Origin of the sequence: Streptomyces liliiviolaceus (assembly GCF_018070025.1) — a bacterium.
Lineage (GTDB): Bacteria > Actinomycetota > Actinomycetes > Streptomycetales > Streptomycetaceae > Streptomyces > Streptomyces liliiviolaceus.
Map to the genome: position 1 here is coordinate 6,628,990 of NZ_JAGPYQ010000001.1, position 19,329 is coordinate 6,648,318.

Here is a 19,329-nt window from a genome sequence, read left to right on the forward strand (position 1 = left end):
GACCGATCCTGTCCATCCTGTGCCGGATCGGGAACTCTTCGGGTTGTACGGGTTTGGCTCGGCCCGAGACCGATCACGAAGCCCCCGACCACGTAGCATCCGCCCATGGATCCGCAGCTGTCGCACGGCGTCGCCGACGGGGTCGCCACCGTCGTCATCCACCACCCCGCCAAGCGCAACGCCATGACGGCGGACATGTGGCGGGCGCTGCCGCCCCTGCTCGACGCCCTGGCCGACGACCCGGCCGTACGCGTGCTCGTGCTCACCGGCGAGGGCGGGACGTTCTGCGCCGGGGCCGACATCTCCTCGCTGCGGGGTTCCGCCGGGGAGGCGCAGGGCCTCGCCGTGCGCGCGGAGGACGCGCTCGCCGCGTTCCCCAAACCGACGCTCGCCGCCGTACGCGGCTACTGCGTGGGCGGCGGGTGTCAGCTCGCCGCGGCGTGCGATCTGCGGTTCACGGACGAGCGGGCCTCGTTCGGGATCACTCCGGCGAAGCTGGGGATCGTCTACCCGGCCTCCTCCACACGGCGGTTGGTTTCCCTGGTGGGGCCCGCTACCGCCAAGTACCTGCTGTTCTCCGGCGAGTTGGTCGACGCGGAGCGGGCGCTGCGCACCGGTCTGGTGGACGAGGTGCTGCCCGACGGCGAACTGGACGGGCGCGTCGCGGAGTTCGCCCGGATCCTCGTGTCCCGCTCACAGCTGACGCAGGCGGCGGCGAAGGAGTTCGCCGACGGCCGCACCGACCGGGACGGGTACTGGGCGCGGCAGGCGCGCGAGGGGGACGACACCGCGGAGGGGGTCGCCGCGTTCCTGGAACGCCGGCCTCCGGAGTTCACCTGGACCGCGTCGGCGCCTGGAAAGGTCGGCCGCTAGGAGAGGATGAAGCGGCTGCCCGAGCGGAGCTGTTCGACCAGGTGGGCGGGTGCCTTCTGCGGGGAGCCCGCGTCGTAGGGCGGCTGAGGGTCGTACTCCACCGCCAGCTGCACCGTCTGCGCGTGCTCGTCCCCTGCGATCCTGCCGAGCAGGGTGAGGCCCATGTCGATGCCGGACGAGACGCCGGCGGCCGTCACGTACTTGCCGTCGGTCACGACCCGCTCCCCCGTCGGCTCGGCGCCGAAGCGCTTCAGGTGGTCGAGGGCCAGCCAGTGGGAGGTCGCGCGGCGGCCCCGGAGCAGTCCGGCCGCGGCCAGCAGGAGTGAGCCCGTGCACACGGACGTCGTCCAGGTGCTGGTGGTGTCGGCCGTGCGCAGCCAGTCGAGGAGCGCCTCGTTCTCCATCTGCGGGGTCTGTCCGGGGCCTCCCGCGACCACCACGATGTCCGGGTGCGGGACCTCGGCGAGGGCCTGGTCGGCCGTGATGGCGAGGTTGCCGGTGTCCGTGCGGACGGGGCCGCGGTGCTCGGCGACGAAGACGGTTTCCGCGTCGGGGAGGCGGCCGAGGGTCTCGTAGGGGCCTACCGCGTCCAGGGCCGTGAAGCGGTCGAAGATGACGATGGCGATCTGCATGGGATGCCCTTCGTTCGTGCGGGTTTTTTTGAGGCGAGAGAGAGGGGGCTGAGGTAGCGAGTGACGTGCGGGTTCGGTGGGGGCTTGTCGCGCAGTTCCCCGCGCCCCTGAAGGGCGCCCCCGAGAGGCGACCCCCTACGGGGCGCTGGTCAGTGGGTGGAAGCGGCGGCGGTACTCCGTCGGGGGTGTGCCCAGGGTTTTCATGAAGGCTCTGCGCATCGCCTCCGGGGTGCCGTAGCCGCTGGATCTCGCGATCTCCTCGACGCCGTCCGTGGTGTCCTCCAGGAGGCGGCGGGCGTGTTCGAGGCGGACCGAGTCGACGTACCGGCCGGGAGTCGTGCCCGTCTCGGCCTGGAAGGCGCGGGCGAAGTGGCGGGGCGACAGCCGGGCGCGGGCCGCGAGCCGCTCCACGCACAGGTCGTCGCCGGGGTGCTCGGTGATCCACTGCTGGACGTCCCGCAGGGGCGCCCGCCGGGCCGTCTGGGCGGACAGCTGGGCGCTGAACTGGGCCTGGTTGCCGGGACGCCTGAGGAACACCACCAGGTGGCGGGCCACGGCGAGCGCCGCCTCCCGGCCGACGTCCTCCTCGACGAGCGCGAGGGCGAGGTCGATACCGGCGGTGACCCCGGCCGAGGTGGCGACCCTGCCGTCGCGTACGTAGATCGGGTCGGGGTCCACCTCGACGGCCGGGTGGTCGCGGGCCAGGCGCTCGCAGTACGCCCAGTGGGTCGTCACCCGGTGGCCGTCCAACAGGCCCGCCTCGGCGAGCAGGATCGCCCCGGTGCAGACGGAGACCAGCCGGTCGGCGCGCGGACCGTGCTCACGCAGCCAGTCGAGCACGCGCGGATCGGGGCCGCGTGAGCCCCGCCCGCCCGGGACGATCAGGGTGTGCGGCGCGGGGGCGTCGACGAGCGCGTGGTCCGGGACCAGGGTCAGCCCGCTGGAGGTGCGCACCGGCCAGCCGTCCAGGGAGGCCGTGTGGATGCGGTACGTCTCCCCGGGCGCGCCGGCCTGGAGGTCCGCGCCCGCGAAGACCTCCACGGGGCCCGTGACGTCGAGGCTCTGGACGCCGTCGAAGAGGACGAGGAGGACGGTTCTGTGCGCCATGTGCCCGATTCTTCGCCGGTGCCCGGATGGCCGCAATGACGAGTAGCCCACCTTTTCTGCCATGCGCGTGCCGACAGGGCCGGATGGGTGCCCCACCATTCCCCGCGTACCAACCAGTCGGTAACGTGCGAGGCATGACGACAGCCCTGCCGGTGCGTGCCGGACGCCGATGCCACAACGTCCTCAACCCGCTGCACTCGTGCCAGTACTTCTCACCCGAGCTGGGCACGGAGCTGGCCGCGGTCGGGGTGACGGACCGCAGCGCCGCCTACTTCGCGGCGCGTGCCGCGGCCATGGGGGCGGTGGGCGCGGGCACCGTCACGGCGACGTTCTACAACTTCCGCCACGAACTGGTGGCGCGGCACGTGCCCGAGGTGTGGGGCATCGCCTCACCGGAGGTGGTGCTCGCGGCACGCCTGCGTGTCGCGGACCGCCTGCTCCGACGGCTGCTCGGGGACGAGGTGATCGCCTCCAAGGAGGTCGCCGAGGCGGCGCAGCTCGCCCTGCGCGCCACGGAGGCGTGCACCAGGACCGCGCGCCCCCTGTACGCCGCCCACGCCGACCTGCCGGTGCCCGACGAGCCGCACCTCGCGCTCTGGCACGCCGCCACACTGCTGCGCGAGCACCGCGGCGACGGGCACCTCGCGGTGCTGCTCGGCGCGGAACTCGACCCCGTGGAGGCGCTGGTGAGCCACACCGCCACCGGCAAGGGCATGGCACGGAAGTGGGTCCTGTCCTCCCGCGGCTGGCACCGTGAGGACTGGGAGGCGGCCCAGGGGCGGCTGCGGGAGCGGGGACTGCTCACCGCCGAGGGCGAGTTGACCGAGGCCGGTGTCGCCCTGCGCAAGGAGATCGAGGCGAGCACGGACCGCCTGGACTCGGCACCTTACGAACATCTGGGCGCCGCAGGTGTCGAGCGCCTGACGGAGCTGGGTACGGGGCTGACGACGAAGGCGCTGGCCGCCGGCGCCTTCCCCGAGAGCGCGTTCGGCAAGGGCTGAACCCCACCGGCCGGCCGTCTCCTCGCACATCTCCTCGTACGCCGGGCGCGTCCGGCCGCCCTTGATCCCCCGTTGTCGGTGCCACCTGCCACAATTGCCGCGCAACCTCAGTCAAGAAGGCGGTACGGGATCGTGACGACACCCCTCGTAGGGTCCATCGAAGGCAGGATCGCCGAGGAACTCGGCGTACGGGAGCGGCAGGTCAAGGCGGCCGTCGACTTGCTCGACGGCGGCTCGACGGTGCCCTTCATCGCCCGCTACCGCAAGGAAGCGACCGAGATGCTCGACGACGAGCAGCTGCGCACGCTCGAAGAGCGGCTGCGCTATCTCCGGGAGCTGGAGGAGCGGCGCTCGGCGATCCTCGACTCGGTGCGCGAGCAGGGCAAGCTCACCGACGAGCTGGCGGCCCGGATCCAGGGCGCGGAGACCAAGGCGCGGCTGGAGGACATCTACCTGCCGTTCAAGCCGAAGCGGCGCACGAAGGCGCAGATCGCCCGTGAGGCGGGCCTGGAGCCGCTCGCCGAGGGACTTCTCGGGGACCCGTCCGTCGATCCGGTCGCCGCGGCCACGGCCTTCGTCGACGCCGACAAGGGCGTCGCCGACCCGCAGGCCGCCCTGGACGGCGCCCGCTCGATCCTCACCGAGCGCTTCTCCGAGGACGCCGACCTGATCGGCGAGCTGCGCGAGCGCATGTGGGTGCGCGGCCAGCTGGCAGCCAAGGTCAAGGACGGCAAGGAGGAGGCGGGCGCCAAGTTCGCCGACTACTTCGACTTCAGCGAGCCCTTCAAGGCCCTGCCCTCGCACCGCGTTCTCGCCATGCTGCGCGGTGAGAAGGAGGACGTCCTCGACCTCGTCCTGGAGCCCGAGGAGCCCTCCGAGCAGCCCGGCCCGTCCTCGTACGAGGGGATCGTCGCGCAGCGCTTCGGGATCGCCGAGCGCGGCCGGCCGGGCGACAAGTGGCTGACGGACACGGTCCGCTGGGCCTGGCGCACCCGGCTGCTCGTCCACCTCGGCATCGACCTGAGGCTGCGCCTGCGCACGGCCGCCGAGGACGAGGCGGTCAATGTCTTCGCGACGAACCTGCGTGACCTGCTGCTGGCCGCCCCGGCGGGCACGCGCTCGACGCTGGGGCTCGACCCGGGGTTCCGTACGGGGGTGAAGGTGGCCGTGGTCGACGCGACCGGCAAGGCCGTCGCCACGGACGTCATCCACCCGCACGTCCCGGCGAACCGGTGGGACGAGGCCATCGCCAAGCTCGCCCGCCTCGCCAAGGAGCACGCGGTCGAGCTGATCGCCATCGGCAACGGCACGGCGTCCCGCGAGACGGACAAGCTCGCCGGTGAGCTGATCGCCAAGCACCCGGAGCTGAAGCTCACCAAGGTGATGGTGTCCGAGGCGGGGGCGTCCGTGTACTCGGCGTCGGCGTTCGCCTCCCAGGAGCTGCCCGGCATGGACGTGTCGCTGCGCGGCGCCGTCTCCATCGCACGGCGGCTGCAGGACCCGCTGGCCGAGCTGGTGAAGATCGACCCGAAGTCGATCGGTGTCGGCCAGTACCAGCACGACCTGTCCGAGGTGAAGCTCTCGCGCTCCCTCGACGCGGTCGTCGAGGACTGTGTGAACGGCGTCGGCGTGGACGTGAACACGGCGTCCACTCCCCTGCTCACCCGGGTCTCCGGCATCACCTCCGGGCTCGCCGAGAACATCGTGGCGCACCGCGACGCGAACGGCCCGTTCACCTCACGCACCGCGTTGAAGAAGGTCGCCAGGCTCGGCCCCAAGGCGTACGAGCAGTGCGCGGGCTTCCTGCGGATCCGCGGCGGCGACGACCCGCTGGACGCGTCGAGCGTGCACCCCGAGGCGTACCCCGTGGTCCGCCGGATGGTGAAGACGGCGGGGAGCGGGGTGGGCTCGCTGATCGGCAACACGGGGGCGCTGCGCTCGCTGCGGCCGGACGACTTCGTGGACGAGAAGTTCGGTCTGCCGACGGTGACGGACATCCTGCGGGAGCTGGAGAAGCCGGGGCGCGACCCGCGGCCCGCCTTCAAGACGGCGACCTTCAAGGACGGGGTCGAGAAGATCGCCGACCTGGAGCCGGGGATGGTGCTGGAGGGGGTCGTCACGAACGTGGCGGCGTTCGGGGCGTTCGTGGATGTCGGTGTCCACCAGGACGGGCTCGTGCACGTCTCCGCGATGTCGAAGACCTTCGTGAAGGATCCCCGGGACGTCGTGAAGTCCGGGGACATCGTGAAGGTGAAGGTGCTTGAGGTCGACATTCCGCGCAAGCGGATCTCGTTGACCCTGCGGTTGGACGACGATGCGTCGGCGGCTGCGCAGGAGGGTGGCTCCGGGCGTCCTCAGCGCGGTGGCGGGCGGCCGCCTCAGCAGCGGGGCCGTTCCGGCGGAGGGAAGGGCGGGGGTTCGCGTCAGGCTGCCGCGCCCGCGCCCGGGAACAGTGCGATGGCTGACGCCTTGCGGCGGGCGGGGCTCGCGGACCCGAAGGGTCGGAACGGGCGGGGCTGAGTTCTGGGCTGCCGGGCCCGGTCTCTCCGGTTCCACCGGAGGGGCGGGCCCGGACCGTTGTGACGTGCGGGTCCGGTGGGGGCCGGCCGCGCAGTTCCCCGCGCCCCTAAAAACGGGGCTGCGCCCCTGTTTTCGCCCTTGAGGGGCGCGGGTCTGTCGGTGGAACGCTCAGCGTTCCGTCACCTTGCCCGCGGCCACCTCCAGGCGGCGGGTCGTGTGGACCGCGTCCAGCATGCGGCGGTCGTGGGTCACCAGGAGCAGCGTGCCCTCGTAGGAGTCGAGGGCCGATTCCAGTTGCTCGATCGCCGGAAGGTCCAGGTGGTTGGTCGGCTCGTCGAGGACCAGGAGGTTCACGCCCCGGCCCTGGAGCAGGGCCAGGGCCGAGCGGGTGCGTTCGCCCGGTGAGAGGCTGGCGGCCGGGCGCAGGACGTGGTCCGCCTTGAGGCCGAACTTGGCCAGGAGCGTACGGACCTCGGCCGGCTCGGTGTCGGGGACGGCCGCGCAGAACGCGTCGAGCAGCGCCTCCGTCCCGTGGAAGAGCTTGCGGGCCTGGTCGACCTCGCCGACGATCACGCCCGAGCCGAGCGTGGCGTGCCCCGAGTCCAGGGGTACGCGGCCGAGCAGGGCGCCGAGCAGCGTGGACTTGCCCGCGCCGTTCGCGCCGGTGACGGCCACCCGGTCCGCCCAGTCGATCTGGAGCGTGGCCGGGCCGAAGGTGAAGTCGCCGCGCCGGACCTCGGCGTCGCGCAGGGTGGCGACCACGGAGCCCGACCGCGGGGCCGCCGCGATCTCCATCCGCAGCTCCCACTCCTTGCGCGGCTCCTCCACCACGTCGAGCCGCTCGATCATGCGCTGGGTCTGCCGGGCCTTCGCGGCCTGCTTCTCGCTGGCCTCGCTGCGGAACTTGCGGCCGATCTTGTCGTTGTCGTTGTTCGCCTTGCGCCGGGCGTTCTTGACGCCCTTGTCCATCCAGGAGCGCTGCATCTGGGCGCGGCCCTCCAGGGCGGAGCGCTTGTCGGCGTACTCCTCGTAGCCTTCGCGCGCGTGCCGGCGGGCCACGTCCCGCTCTTCCAGATAGGCCTCGTAGCCGCCGCCGTACAGGGTGATCTGCTGCTGGGCCAGGTCGAGTTCGAGGACCTTGGTGACCGTGCGGGTGAGGAACTCGCGGTCGTGGCTGACGACGACCGTGCCCGCGCGCAGCCCGGAGACGAAGCGTTCGAGGCGCTCCAGACCGTCCAGGTCGAGGTCGTTGGTCGGCTCGTCGAGCAGGAAGACGTCGTAGCGGGACAGGAGCAGCGAGGCGAGTCCGGCGCGGGCCGCCTGGCCGCCGGAGAGCGAGGTCATCGGCTGGTCCAGGCCGACGGCGAGGCCGAGCGAGTCGGCGACCTCCTCGGCCCGCTCGTCGAGGTCGGCGCCGCCCAGCGCGAGCCACCGCTCCAGGCTGTCCGCGTACGCGTCGTCCGCGCCCGGTGCCCCGTCGACGAGTGCCTGTGTGGCCTCGTCCATGACCCGCTGGGCCTCGGCCACGCCGGTGCGGCGCGCCAGGAACTCCCGTACGGACTCGCCGGGCCTGCGGTCCGGCTCCTGGGGCAGATGGCCGACGGCCGCGGCGGGCGGGGAGAGCCGCAGCTCGCCCTCGTCGGGCTTGTCGAGACCGGCGAGCATCCGGAGCAGGGTGGACTTGCCCGCGCCGTTGGCACCGACGAGACCGATCACGTCGCCGGGCGCGACGACGAGGTCGAGTTCGGCGAAGAGGGTGCGGTCGCCGTGGCCGGCGGCGAGGTTCTTGGCGACGAGAGTGGCAGTCATCAGGAGGCCGATCCTAATCGCCGGGCCCGCGCGCCCGCGCCAGGGTTTCGCGCACGCGGGCGCCCGGCCCGGGTGCCCGGCGCGGGCCGTCAGCGGGCCATCGCCTCCACCAGGACGCTCCCGGACGTCCGCGCCACGATGAAGGACTCCCCTCTGGTCGCCCTCGTGTCCAGCGGAAGCCGGTGGCGGCCCGCCTCCAGGACGCCGTCGAACACCTCGTGCATATGGGTGCGGTAGAGGCGGTCCAGCCGGTACGCGGTCAGCCGGACCCGGCAGGGAGAGGTGACCTCGATGCCCGCCTCGCCGTCGGCGGCGACCAGCCGTGTCAGCCGGCGCTGTTCGCGGGGGCTGCGGTCCAGGGCGTTCTCTATCTGCGCGACCAGGAGCGGGACGATCGGGGCCAGCCCCTCGACGTACGCGACGTCGACGCCCGCCTGCGCGAAGGAGTGCCGGACGTCGGCGCGTTCCTGCTCGGTGACGGCCCGGCCGAAGGCGACGGCGCCGTAGGTGCGCAGTTCGTCAGCGGGTACGCCGGTGGCGTCCCGCGTGATGTCGGCGCCGATGCCGATGATCCGCAGGGCGGCGGCGAGCTTGGCCAGGACGGCGGCCCGGGCGCCGATGAGCAGGACCCGGCGGCGCTCCGCCCCGGCCCCCGCGAGCAGGGAGCCCAGGGCGGCACGGTACTGGTCGCCGTGGAAGAGGAAGGGGCCGATGCCGTGATAGCCGTTCCGTTCCAGATCGGGGTGTTCGTCGGTCTGCCAGGCGAAGTCGCGCCAGACGACGTCGTCGCCGTGCCGGTCGATCACGGCGGTCACGGCACCGCAGGCGAGGTCCTCGCACTCCGGGCAGCCGTAGATGACGTACCGGCCGCCCTCCAGCGGAGGGTCGGCTTCCAGCAGCAGGCTCTGCACCTGGGCCATGAAGATCGCGGGTGGTACGTCGGAGGCGAGGGGGGACACGGCGTCGAGGTCGGACAGCTGGTACAGCAGCGGGCGCCCGTCGACGATGAAGTCGACGAAGTCCCGGTGCGCTTGGTAGTCACCGTTGGCCAGTACTCCACCGGCACGCATCGCCGGTGCCAGGCCGAAGGTCGCGTACTCGGCAGACATGCTGTGAGTATTCCCGGACTGGGCCAACTCTGAGCACGGCATGACATATTCCGCTAACGTCCCCGCGTGGCGGAAGATCGAAGCGGTGACGTGATCGTGGTCGGCAGCGGGGTCATAGGACTCACGACGGCCCTTGTCCTTGCCGAGAGCGGCAGACGCGTACGGATCTGGACGCGGGAGCCCGCCGAGCGGACCACCTCGGCGGTTGCGGGCGCGCTGTGGTGGCCGTACGCCATCGAGCCGCAGGACCTCGCGCGGACCTGGGCCCTGCGCTCACTGTCCGTGTACGAGGAGTTGGCGGCGCGGCCCGACGAGACGGGCGTACGCATGGTCGAGGGCGTCATGGGCGAGGCGCGCCTTGACGAGCAGGGGCCGTGGGCCGCGGCCCGGCTGCCGGGGCTGCGGGCGTCCACGGCCGAGGAGTACGCGGGCTCGGGGCTGTGGGCGGAGCTGCCGCTGATCGACATGCCGGTGCATCTGGCGTGGCTGCGCGCGCGGTTCCTGCGGGCGGGCGGTGTGGTCGAGTCACGCGTGGTGACGGACCTCGCCGAGGCCCGGGCGCAGGCGCGGGTCGTCGTCAACTGCACGGGGCTCGGTGCGCGGGAGTTGCTCGGTGACACGGCGGTGCGGCCCGTGCGGGGGCAGTTGGTGATCGTGGAGAACCCGGGGATCCGGACGTGGCTGGTGTCCACGGACGCGGTGGCCGGGACGACCACGTATCTCTTCCCGCAGCCGGGGCGGCTGGTTCTCGGCGGGACCACGGACGACGGGGAGTGGTCCCTGGAGCCGGATCCCGCGGTGGCCGCGGAGATCGTCGCGCGCTGTGCGGTGCTCCGGCCGGAGGTGGCGGGGGCGCGGGTGTTGGGGCATCGGGTGGGGGTGCGGCCGGTGCGGTCCGCTGTGCGGCTTGAACGTGACGCGTTGGGCGGCGGCGCGGCGGGGGGTGGGGTGTTGGTGCACAACTACGGGCACGGCGGGGCCGGGGTGACGGTGGCCTGGGGCTGCGCGGAGGTTGTGCTGGGGCTGGTTGATTAGGCGCGGGCCCGCTGTGGCTGAGGTCGCGCAGTTCCCCGCGCCCCCAAAAAGCAAAAGACTGCGCAGTTCCCCGCGCCCCCAGGTACCTGGGGGCGCGGGGAACTGCGCAGCCTCAGCCGCTATGTGGCCGCGGCCGACACACGACCGCCGCGGGGCGCGGCTACGTGTGGTCGTGGCCCAGCGGGTCGCCCTCCGTTTCCGTGCCGGCGCCCGGGCCGACCCGGATCTCGAAGTCGCCGTCGTACTTCTTGTGGCCCTCGATCACGGCCAGTTCGACCGCCTCGGAGCCCATCTCGTTGCGGACGATGACCGGGTCCCGCCGCAGATCCCGCATGAGGGCGATACACATGCCGATCATCACGAGGACGAAGGGCGCGGCGGCCAGGATCGTGAGGTTCTGCAGGCCGGTCAGCGCATCCCCGTCACCACTGCCGACGAGCAGCATGATCGCGGCCACCGCCCCGGTCACCACACCCCAGAAGACCACGACGAACCGGCCGGGTTCGAGGGCGCCCTTCTGGGAGAGCGTGCCCATGACGATGGACGCGGCGTCGGCGCCCGAGACGAAGAAGATGCCGACGAGGATCATCACGAGCAGGCTGGTGGCCGTCGCGATGGGGAACTCCTGGAGGACACCGAAGAGCTGGCCCTCGGGGGTCGTCTTCCCGGCGAGCGCGCCGCCCTCCTTCAGCTTCATCGCCGTACCGCCGAAGATCGCGAACCAGACCAGGCTGACCGTGCTGGGCACGAGGATGACGCCGCCGACGAACTGCCGGATGGTGCGGCCACGGCTGATGCGGGCGATGAACATGCCGACGAAGGGCGTCCAGGAGATCCACCACGCCCAGTAGAAGACGGTCCAGCTGCCGAGCCAGTCGGCGACGCCCTTGCCGCCGCTGGCCTCGGTGCGGCCGGCGAGCTGGGGCAGGTCACCGAGGTAGGAGAAGATCGACGTGGGCAGCAGGTCGAGCACGATGATCGTGGGGCCCGCGACGAACACGAAGACCGCGAGCACCAGGGCCAGCACCATGTTGGTGTTGGACAGCCACTGGATGCCCTTCTCCACACCGGAGACGGCCGAGGCGACGAACGCCACGGTCAGCACGGCGATGATCGAGACGAGCAGTCCGTTGCTCACCTTGTCCATCCAGTCCAGCTCGGTGAAGCCGGAGCCGATCTGGAGGGCGCCGAGGCCCAGCGAGGCCGCCGATCCGAAGACGGTGGCGATGATGGCGAGGATGTCGATCGCCCGGCCGGCCGAGCCGTTCGCGTGCTTCTCGCCGATGAGCGGGGTGAAGACGGCGCTGATGGTCTGGCGCCGGCGTTTGCGGTAGGTGCTGTAGGCGATGGCGAGGCCGACCACCGCGTAGATCGCCCACGGGTGCAGGGTCCAGTGGAAGAGGGTGGTGGCCATCGCCGTCTCCATGCGTTCCGCGGAGTCGGCGGGAGTGGTGCCCGGCGGGGGTGTCGTGTAGTGCGAGAGCGGCTCGCTCACGCCGTAGAACATCAGTCCGATGCCCATGCCGGCGCTGAACATCATCGCCACCCAGGAGACGGTGCGGAACTCGGGCTCCTCGCCCTCCGCACCGAGGTGGATCCGTCCGTAGCGGCTGATCGCGAGCCACAGCGCGAAGACCACGAAACAGGAGGCGGCGAGCATGAACGCCCAGCCGCCGTTGTGGATCAGGCCATTGAGCATTGTCGTGGAGGCGTCCTCCAGGGAGTCGGTGGCCGTCGCTCCCCAGATCACGAACGCCACGGTGAGTGCGGCGGTGACGCCGAACACCACCCAGTCCGTACGGGGGCGGGATTCCCGGCCCTCTTGGGCGTCCGGGCCGCCGGGGACGGCCGCCGGTTCGTCCCGGCCTCCCCTGTCCTTCAGATCTTCGGTCATCGGCGGCACCTTCCCCGGAAAGCGTTCGGCACACATTCCTGATCGTGTGCCTACGACCTACCACAGGTGCCGCCGATCCCAACCGCCTCAGCAGCGGGTGTCGGGTTCCGCAACCGTCAGGTGGTACGGCGCACGCTCGTCCAGCAGCAACGGGACGAGGGCGCGCAGGGACTGACGCAGTGGTACGCGGGCCCCGGCACCGTCGGAGTCCTGTCGCGCCGTGACGCCGTGCAGGGCCAGCTCGTCCTTGACGTCCGCGTACTGGTCCGCCGTCAGCCGGTAGGCGCAGGGCGGGTCCGCGATGGTCTCGGACGGTTCGGCCGGGTCGTTGTCGGCGCCGCCCGTGTAGACGGGTCCGGTGTCCCGGTAGCCGGCCAGCCGGGCCGCCGACGTGGCCGCCCCGATCCGGCCGCGCCGTTCGTCGGTGAAGTCGAACAGGCCTCCCAGCGCTGCCAGTTGGGAGTGAACTCGGCGTCGGTTGTTGAGTGCCTCGTCGGCCTTCTCTGCCTCCGTGAGGGGGTCGACGCGGCTTTCGATGAGCAGTCCGACGCCGTGTTTGACGCCGGACATGTTCCGCAGGATCCGCTCCTGCCCGTCACCGGCCACCTGCCGGATCGGGTCGCCGGTCGCCGGGTCGGTCCAGATGCCGTACGTCCCGGTCGAGTGGCCGGCGCGCTGCGCGGCGGGCCGTACGTACGTCTGCGAGAGGGTCTGTGCCTCGTCGTGCACGGCCGGGTCGGTGTTGAGGTTGCGCGGCCAGAGGTCGAAGAGGTCCTTGTCGTAGTAGGGCGGTGTGGCTCCGTACTCGTGCAGGTCGTAGACCACGTCCGGCCGCCGGTCGCGGACGACGGCGGCCATCGCGCGCGCCTCGGCCGTCTGCAGGGCGAGGTGGTCGCGGTTGATGTCGACGCCGTCGCTGTTGCCGCGGGTGTCGGCGGCCCGGCCGTCCGGGTTGGCGGTGGGCACGACGAGCAGCGTGGTGCGGTCGAGGAATCGTCGGGTGCCCGCGTCCTTCGCGTACGCGAGGTCGCGGACGGTGGTGAGGCAGGCCTCGCGGCCCGACGGTTCGTCGCCGTGCTGGCTGCAGACGAGCAGCACGGTGGTGGCGGCGTGCGGGTTTCCGACGCGTACGAGCTGGACGGGCCGGTTCTGTTTCGTGGTGCCGATCCGGCTGAGCGAGACCCGCCCGCTCGCCCGGTCGACGGCGGTGAGGAAGGTCTGCTCCTCGGGCTGGGTGGTCCAGCGTGCTCCGGCGGTCCGCTCGAATCCGGTGCGGGGCGGGCCCTCGGCCGCGTGGGCGGGCGCCGTGAGAAGGGGGACGGTGAGTGCCGCCGCCGTCAGGGCCAGGGCCGCGGTCCTACGGACTGTCATCGGTCACCGCCTCCAAGAACGTCTCCAGGAACGTCTCCGAGGACGCCTGTGGGAACGTCTCCGGGAACGCGGTGGGTGGCGCGGGGTTCGCCGACCCCGTCGAGGATCGCGTCGGGCGTGATGTACGAGGATCCCGAGGTGGCGCGGGCGAAGGCGGCGGCTCCTCCGACGAGCGGCACGGCGGCCGACGTACGGGACAGGTCGAGCGTGAGCGTCGGGGTGGTCGACGGCGGGTCGATGAGGCCCTGGTCGGTGCCGGCGACGATCAGCGCGAGGCGGTGGCCCTTGGGGACGACGTGGTCGCTCGCGTGCAGGTCGAGCGTGATGGTGTACGCCTTGCCCGGGGTGAGAGGCTCGCCCTTCGTGGCGGAGGAGTGGTTGCCGAGGTCGGCCCAGCCGCGGCTGAACACCGTGTACTCGACGTCGGTCGTCCTGGCCGCGGTCTCCCTGAAGCAGGAGCTGTCGCCCGTGGTGCTCGGCCCCCAGCAGGTGCGCTCGGTGAGTGTCGTGATGCCCTCGCCGGAGGCGGAGTAGTCACGGATCGTGTCGGGGCCGAGGTCGACGAGGACCGCGGACAGATGGGCGCTCGTGGTGGTGGGCGTGGCGGTGACGGTGACCTTGGAGGAGCCGGAGAGACGGACGTCACGGGTGAGCGGCCGAGTGGTGAAGCCGGCCTTGGCGGACGTGGAGCGGTCGATCTCGGCGGCCCAGTCGGTCTCGTCCTGGCCCGGGTCGTCGGTGAAGGTCTCGGTGCCCGATCCGGGACGCGGTCCGAGGGTGCCGACGCCCGGCTGCTCGCCCTTGCCGGGGCGCAGTTTCACGGTGTCGGTGCCACGCGGCGGCCAGACGGCGGAGGTGGCCCACTGGTCGGGGGCGCGCTCGATGTCGGCCATCGGCTCGTCGTCGATGCCGTTGTCGTAGCCGAGGAGTTCGTGGTCGAACCAGCGGTGCAGGGTGTCGGCCCAGGCCGCGCGGCGGAAGTCGAAGGGGTCGACGTGGCCGGTCTGGGACAGCCAGATCTTGCGGTCGACGCCGTTCTTCGCGAGGCCGTCCCACCACTGGCCGAAGTGCTTCGGGCGGACGTTGAGGTCCTGCATGCCGTGGATGACGAACACGCTGGCGTCCACCTTGCGGACGTCCTTCACGTAGTCGCGCTCGGTCCAGAACCGCGTCCAGTCGCCGGTGCGTGGGGCCCCTTCCACGATCTTCTGCTGGACGGCGGCGCATCTGGCGCGGGCGTCGGGGCTCTCGACGTAGTCGGACAGCCATTCGGGGCCGGAGTCGTAGAGGGGGGCGCCCTTGGCGAAGTAGTAGTCGTACCAGGAGGAGATGGCCGCGATCGGGACGATCGTCTCCAGGCCCTCGACCCCGGTGGCGGCGACTCCGTTGGCGATGGTGCCGTCGTAGCTCTTGCCGATCATGCCTGTTCTGCCGTTGGTCCAGCCGGCCTTGGCCTTCGTGTCCCCCGTACGGGAGGTGTAGCCCTTGCCGCGGCCGTTCAGCCAGTCGACGACGGCCTTCGCGGACTGGACGTCGGAGCGGCCTCCGACGTCCACGCAGCCGTCGGAGCGGTTGGTGCCGGCGAGGTCGACGGCGACGAAGGCGTAGCCGCGCGGTACGAAGTAGTTGTCGTAGTACAGCGGCATCTGGACGACGTCGCCGTCGGCGTCGTACGTCTTGCGCTGGCTCTCGTTGCCCCGGCCGCAGCAGGAGTAGTACGGGCTGGCGTCCATGATCACGGGTACCTTGCGGCCCTGCTGGGCGGGCTCGCTCGGGCGGACGATGTCGACGGCGACGCGGTCGGTCCTCCCGTCGCCGTCGCCGTCGAGTCCGGTGTCCACCCAGACGGACTCACGGACGGCGTTGTCGTACGAGTAGACGGGGGTGCTCTCCCGCGGAGCGCTGTGGGCGACGGCCGGGGTGAGGAGCGTGGCCATCAGGGCGGCGGTGGCCGCTGTCGCGAGCGATCTCCAGGTGATGAGGCGCATGTAGCGCGCAGGTGTCCGCATGCGCGGAAGGTACTCCGGTCAACTCCTGTGCAAAAGGGGGCCGATTGGGGTGTCGGCCTGCTATTCGGGTGTGGCTCGAAAGGTGCGTCGGGCTGAATCTCGTGTGTCGGCGGCACACATGTCGGCCGAATGGCGATCGTGTGACAGGAGCGGCCATGGACACGGGTGGGCCCACAGCGCGTGAATAGGCTCCGGACAGACTTCATGCCCCCACGACTTGGAGCTCCACGTGCATCGCAGACTCATCGCCCCGGGCGCGCTCGCGGCCTCCCTCCTGCTGGCGATCCCGGCGTCCGCCGCGAGCTACTCGCCCGGGGCGCCGGGCATCGGCGACCCCTACTACCCGGCGTACGGCAACGGCGGGTACGACGTGTCCCACTACGACCTCCGGCTCACGTACCAGCCGGCGACGGACCGGCTGGAGGGCACGGCGACCCTGCTGGCGAGGACCACCCAGGATCTCTCCCGCCTGAATCTGGACTTCCTGCTCGATGTGAGCGAGGTGCGGGTCAACGGCGCCAAGGCGTCGTTCACGACCTCGGGCGAGCACGAGCTGGAGGTCACGCCGAAGAACCCGCTGCCCGCCGGTACGGACGTCACGGTCGTGGTGCGCTACAGCGGGGTGCCGTCCACGAAGACGGCGTACGGGTTCACCAGTTGGCACCGCACCCCGGACGGCGGGGTGGGTGCGAACGAGCCCGAGGCGGCCTGGTGGTGGTTCCCCAGCAACGACCATCCGCTGGACAAGGCCACGTACGACGTGTCGGTCGCCGTTCCGGACGGGTCCCAGGCGATCTCCAACGGCACGCTGCAGTCGACGAGTTCGCGGGCGGGCTGGACGCGCTACAGCTGGCGGTCCAACAAGCCGCAGGCCACGTACCTCGCCACGCTGGCGGTCGGGAAGTTCGACGTCACCACGGGGACCTCGGAGAGCGGCATCCCGATCGTCAACGCGTACAGCAAGGACCTGGGCGACAACTACGGGGCCGCGCGGGCGAGCATCGAGCGGACCGGGGAGGTCGCGGACTGGCTGGCCGAGTACTTCGGGCCGTACCCGTTCAATTCTTTGGGTGGATACGTCCCCAACACGACCACCGGGTACGCGCTGGAGACGCAGACCCGGCCGTTCTACAGCCCGCGGCAGTTCGCGAGCGGGACGAACGTGTCCGTGGTCGTCCATGAGCTGGCCCACCAGTGGTACGGCGACTCCGTGTCCGTCGCCGGGTGGAAGGACATCTGGATCAACGAGGGCTTCGCGCGGTACGCGCAGTGGCTGTGGTCGGAGCACGAGGGCGAGGGGACGGCGCAGGAGATCGCGGACTACGTGTACGCGTCACGGGCCGCGGAGGATCCGTTCTGGACGGTCAGGCCCGGGGACCCGGGGCCGGAGAACCAGTTCCACATCGCGGTGTACGACCGCGGGGCGCTGGCCCTGCAGGCGCTGCGGAACGAGGTCGGGGACGAGGCGTTCTTCGCCATTCTCAAGGGCTGGCCGCAGCGGTACGCGTACGGCAACGCGACGGTCGGTGACTTCGTGGCGTACGCCGAGTCGGTGTCGGGGCAGCCGCTCTCTGAGCTGTTCGACACGTGGCTGTACCAGGCGTCCAAGCCGGCAGTGCCCGCCGCGCGGGCCGCTTCCATCGCGCCGGGGGCCGCGGATGCGCCGGGGGCGGAGAAGGCGCCGGTGCGGCCGAAGTCCTGGAAGAAGATCGCCGCGACCAATTCCGTGCACGATCACTGAGGACGGCGGCCGGGAGGGGGGCTTGTCCCGGTGGGGCCGTGCGGGTTGTGGGGTGGCTGGGCGCGCAGTTCCCCGCGCCCCTTACGGGCGCGGCTCCGCCGGGGCAGGCCAGAGGGTCCGAACTTGGTGACGGTGGGGCCGTGCGGGGCGGACGGTGGCTGAGCGCGCCGTTCCCCGCGCCCCTAACGGGGCTGAAGCCTAGGCCGGTGGGGCCGTGCGGGGCGGACCGTGGCTGGGCGCGCCGTTCCCCGCGCCCCTTGCGGGGCGCGGGCCGTCCGCTGCCAGGTTCGAGGCCAGTTCCGAGACGGCTATGACGAGCTGGGTCTCGGCGGCGGCGCAGTGGGCCGCCCGGCGGGCCCGGCCCTCGGCCAGGATGGCGTCGCGGGCGCGGTGGCCCTCGGCACGGGTGGCCGCGAGCGCGGCGGCCTCCTCCTCCGGCGCCCGCGGGGCGGCCACGGCCTCGTCGCCCGCCTCCTCGCGTATCTCCACACCCGCGTCGCCCGTCTGTCGTATCCGGGCCAGTACCCGGCGGTAGAACAGAACGGCGACGACGAACAGCGGCAACGCCACGGGGACCATGGCCATGGCTTACCCGATCATGCGCGCGCAGCAACGTACATCTGCGCCACTATTGACCGGAAATCACCGTTTGGCGAACTCCGGGCTCTCTTTCACAACCCAGGTGAGACAGCAATACTGTTTCACCGCGTCCGGTGACGGGCGTCGTACGTGAAGGAGCAGGCATGGCGACGGACACCGGGGAGCCGACGCTCACCGTCGACGAGCTGGCCGCGCGGGCGGGTGTGACGGTGCGGACGGTGCGCTTCTACAGCACCAAGGGGCTGTTGCCGCCGCCCGTGATCGGGCCGCGTCGCGTGGGGCACTACAGCCAGGAGCATCTGGCGCGGCTCGCGCTCATCGAGGAGCTGCAGCAGCAGGGGATGACCCTGGCCGGGATCGAGCGCTATCTGCAGCAGTTGCCGGACGGGCTCACCGCCCAGGACCTGGCCATCCACCGGGCCGTGGTGGCCTCCTGGGCGCCCGACGCGGCGGAGGAGGTGAGCCGGGCGGAGCTGGAGCGCCGGGCGGGGCGGTCGCTCGGCGCGGAGGACCTGGAGCGGCTCGCCGCGATGGGTGTGCTGAGGGAGACGGCGGCACCAGAGACGTACCGGGTGGATCTCGGACTGCTGCGGCTCGGTGTCCAGCTGCTCGACGTACCGATGGCGCACGAGACGATCCTCGCCGCGCGCACTGTCATGGTGAAGCACACGCGCGCCGCGGCCCACGAACTCTCCGCGCTGTTCCGGGACGAGGTGTCCGAGCACGAGGACGTCGAGGCCGTGCGGGACCTGTCGGCGCACATGCAACCGCTGGTGGTGCAGGCTCTGCTGACGACCTTTCAGCGTTCACTGAACGAGGAGGTCCGGGAATGGCTCAGAAACTCCTGAGGCTTCAGAACTCCTGAGGCTTCACAAGTAGGCCGAACCGCCTGCCACGTTGAGGGTCTGGCCGGTTAGGAACCCGCTGCCCTCGTCGACCACGTACAGCAGCGTGGAGACGAGGTCGCACGGCTCCTGGGTCCTGGGGACGGCTTGTTGGGCGCGAACTTGCTCGAACCCGCCGTCCGCGCCGACCGTGCGCGCGGCGGTCTCCGTGCGGACCATGCTCGGCGCGATCGCGTTGACGGTGATGTCGTACGGCCCGAGCGCCGAGGCGAGCGCACGGGTGAAACCGATCAGTCCGGCCTTCGAGGCGGTGTACGCCACCATCGTGGGCGGCGCGGTGAGCACGGCGGCCGAGGCGATGTTCACGATGCGGCCCCAGCCCGCCGCCTTCAGATACGGCAGTACGGCGCGGGTCATCAGGAACGGCGCCTCCAGGTTGACGCGCATCACCCGCCGCCACTCCTCGGGCGTGATCTCCTCGAAGTCCGACTCGGGGTAGACCCCCGCGTTGTTGACCAGGACGTGCAGGGTGCCGAACTGTTCCAGCACCTGCTCCAGGGCCGCGCCGATCTGCGTCTCGTCCGTGACGTCGGCGACCAGCTCCACATAGTCCAGGATGCGGTCGGCCGTCTCCCGCTGCGGAACCAGGTCGAGTCCCGCGACCCGGTAGCCGCGCCCCGCGAGTGCGACGGCGAACTCCTGCCCGAGGCCCTGTGCCGCGCCGGTCACCAGGGCGGTACGCGTCTCCATGCGGTGAGTGTGATGAGCCGTCAGGCGGGCGGC

At 71.6% G+C, this 19,329-nt stretch carries 15 protein-coding genes; 6 read left to right on the forward strand and 9 right to left on the reverse strand.

Annotated elements, in window-relative coordinates; all coding sequences use genetic code 11:
• Nucleotides 1-105: 105 nt before the first annotated feature.
• Nucleotides 106-873 (forward strand): enoyl-CoA hydratase/isomerase family protein, encoded by a 768-nt coding sequence (locus J8N05_RS28500; protein WP_210887720.1) that lies wholly within the window; start codon nt 106-108, stop codon nt 871-873.
• Here J8N05_RS28500 and J8N05_RS28505 read toward each other — a convergent pair.
• A complete protein-coding gene (locus tag J8N05_RS28505; protein ID WP_210887723.1) occupies nt 870-1,505 on the reverse strand; it encodes a DJ-1/PfpI family protein in 636 nt (211 codons plus the stop codon). The genes J8N05_RS28500 and J8N05_RS28505 overlap by 4 nt on opposite strands.
• Before the next feature lie 135 nt (nt 1,506-1,640).
• Nucleotides 1,641-2,612, reverse strand: a complete 972-nt coding sequence (locus J8N05_RS28510) for a GlxA family transcriptional regulator (RefSeq protein WP_210887727.1) — start codon at nt 2,610-2,612, stop codon at nt 1,641-1,643.
• A 134-nt stretch (nt 2,613-2,746) separates the two neighbouring features.
• Between J8N05_RS28510 and J8N05_RS28515 the strand changes: the two genes are divergently transcribed.
• Complete coding sequence (locus J8N05_RS28515) at nt 2,747-3,613, forward strand: SCO6745 family protein (RefSeq protein WP_210887730.1); 867 nt, start codon at nt 2,747-2,749, stop codon at nt 3,611-3,613.
• A 132-nt stretch (nt 3,614-3,745) separates the two neighbouring features.
• A complete protein-coding gene (locus J8N05_RS28520) occupies nt 3,746-6,133 on the forward strand; it encodes a Tex family protein (protein WP_210887731.1) in 2,388 nt (795 codons plus the stop codon).
• 168 nt (nt 6,134-6,301) lie between these two features.
• Here J8N05_RS28520 and J8N05_RS28525 read toward each other — a convergent pair whose 3' ends face one another.
• Both J8N05_RS28525 and J8N05_RS28530 read right to left on the reverse strand, forming a co-directional pair.
• Nucleotides 6,302-7,942: an ABC-F family ATP-binding cassette domain-containing protein gene (locus J8N05_RS28525; protein WP_210887734.1), complete on the reverse strand. Its 1,641-nt coding sequence runs from the start codon at nt 7,940-7,942 to the stop codon at nt 6,302-6,304.
• 89 nt (nt 7,943-8,031) lie between these two features.
• The gene (locus J8N05_RS28530; RefSeq protein WP_210887736.1) at nt 8,032-9,051 is read right to left on the reverse strand and encodes an oxidoreductase; all 1,020 of its coding nucleotides are present in this window, start codon (nt 9,049-9,051) and stop codon (nt 8,032-8,034) included.
• Between the two features lie 66 nt (nt 9,052-9,117).
• On the opposite strand from J8N05_RS28530, the gene J8N05_RS28535 reads away from it, so the two are divergent.
• Nucleotides 9,118-10,086 carry an FAD-dependent oxidoreductase gene (locus J8N05_RS28535; protein ID WP_210887739.1) on the forward strand — a complete coding sequence of 323 codons (969 nt, stop codon included), beginning with the start codon at nt 9,118-9,120 and terminating at the stop codon, nt 10,084-10,086.
• A gap of 160 nt (nt 10,087-10,246) precedes the next feature.
• Here J8N05_RS28535 and J8N05_RS28540 read toward each other — a convergent pair whose 3' ends face one another.
• The 3 genes from J8N05_RS28540 to J8N05_RS28550 all read right to left on the reverse strand — a co-directional run bounded on the left by J8N05_RS28540 (nt 10,247) and on the right by J8N05_RS28550 (nt 15,360).
• The gene (locus J8N05_RS28540; RefSeq protein ID WP_210887742.1) at nt 10,247-11,980 is read right to left on the reverse strand and encodes a BCCT family transporter; all 1,734 of its coding nucleotides are present in this window, start codon (nt 11,978-11,980) and stop codon (nt 10,247-10,249) included.
• Between the two features lie 87 nt (nt 11,981-12,067).
• On the reverse strand, nt 12,068-13,351 hold the full coding sequence (locus J8N05_RS28545; protein WP_210887745.1) for a M14 family metallopeptidase: 1,284 nt from the start codon (nt 13,349-13,351) through the stop codon (nt 12,068-12,070).
• Nucleotides 13,348-15,360 carry a Xaa-Pro dipeptidyl-peptidase gene (locus tag J8N05_RS28550; protein WP_247706536.1) on the reverse strand — a complete coding sequence of 671 codons (2,013 nt, stop codon included), beginning with the start codon at nt 15,358-15,360 and terminating at the stop codon, nt 13,348-13,350. Before J8N05_RS28550 ends, J8N05_RS28545 begins: the two co-directional genes overlap by 4 nt.
• Nucleotides 15,361-15,589: 229 nt before the next feature.
• On the opposite strand from J8N05_RS28550, the gene J8N05_RS28555 reads away from it, so the two are divergent.
• Complete coding sequence (locus J8N05_RS28555; RefSeq protein ID WP_210887746.1) at nt 15,590-17,101, forward strand: M1 family metallopeptidase; 1,512 nt, start codon at nt 15,590-15,592, stop codon at nt 17,099-17,101.
• Between the two features lie 198 nt (nt 17,102-17,299).
• Here the strand turns inward: J8N05_RS28555 and J8N05_RS28560 are convergent, their stop codons facing one another.
• Entirely contained in the window at nt 17,300-17,686 is a 387-nt protein-coding gene (locus J8N05_RS28560; RefSeq protein WP_210887749.1) for a hypothetical protein, read from the reverse strand.
• Nucleotides 17,687-17,844: 158 nt separating this feature from the next.
• On the opposite strand from J8N05_RS28560, the gene J8N05_RS28565 reads away from it, so the two are divergent.
• On the forward strand, nt 17,845-18,549 hold the full coding sequence (locus J8N05_RS28565) for a MerR family transcriptional regulator (protein WP_210887752.1): 705 nt from the start codon (nt 17,845-17,847) through the stop codon (nt 18,547-18,549).
• Between the two features lie 21 nt (nt 18,550-18,570).
• On the opposite strand, the gene J8N05_RS28570 is transcribed toward J8N05_RS28565, so the two are convergent.
• The gene (locus J8N05_RS28570; RefSeq protein WP_210887755.1) at nt 18,571-19,296 is read right to left on the reverse strand and encodes an SDR family NAD(P)-dependent oxidoreductase; all 726 of its coding nucleotides are present in this window, start codon (nt 19,294-19,296) and stop codon (nt 18,571-18,573) included.
• Nucleotides 19,297-19,329: the final 33 nt, after the last annotated feature.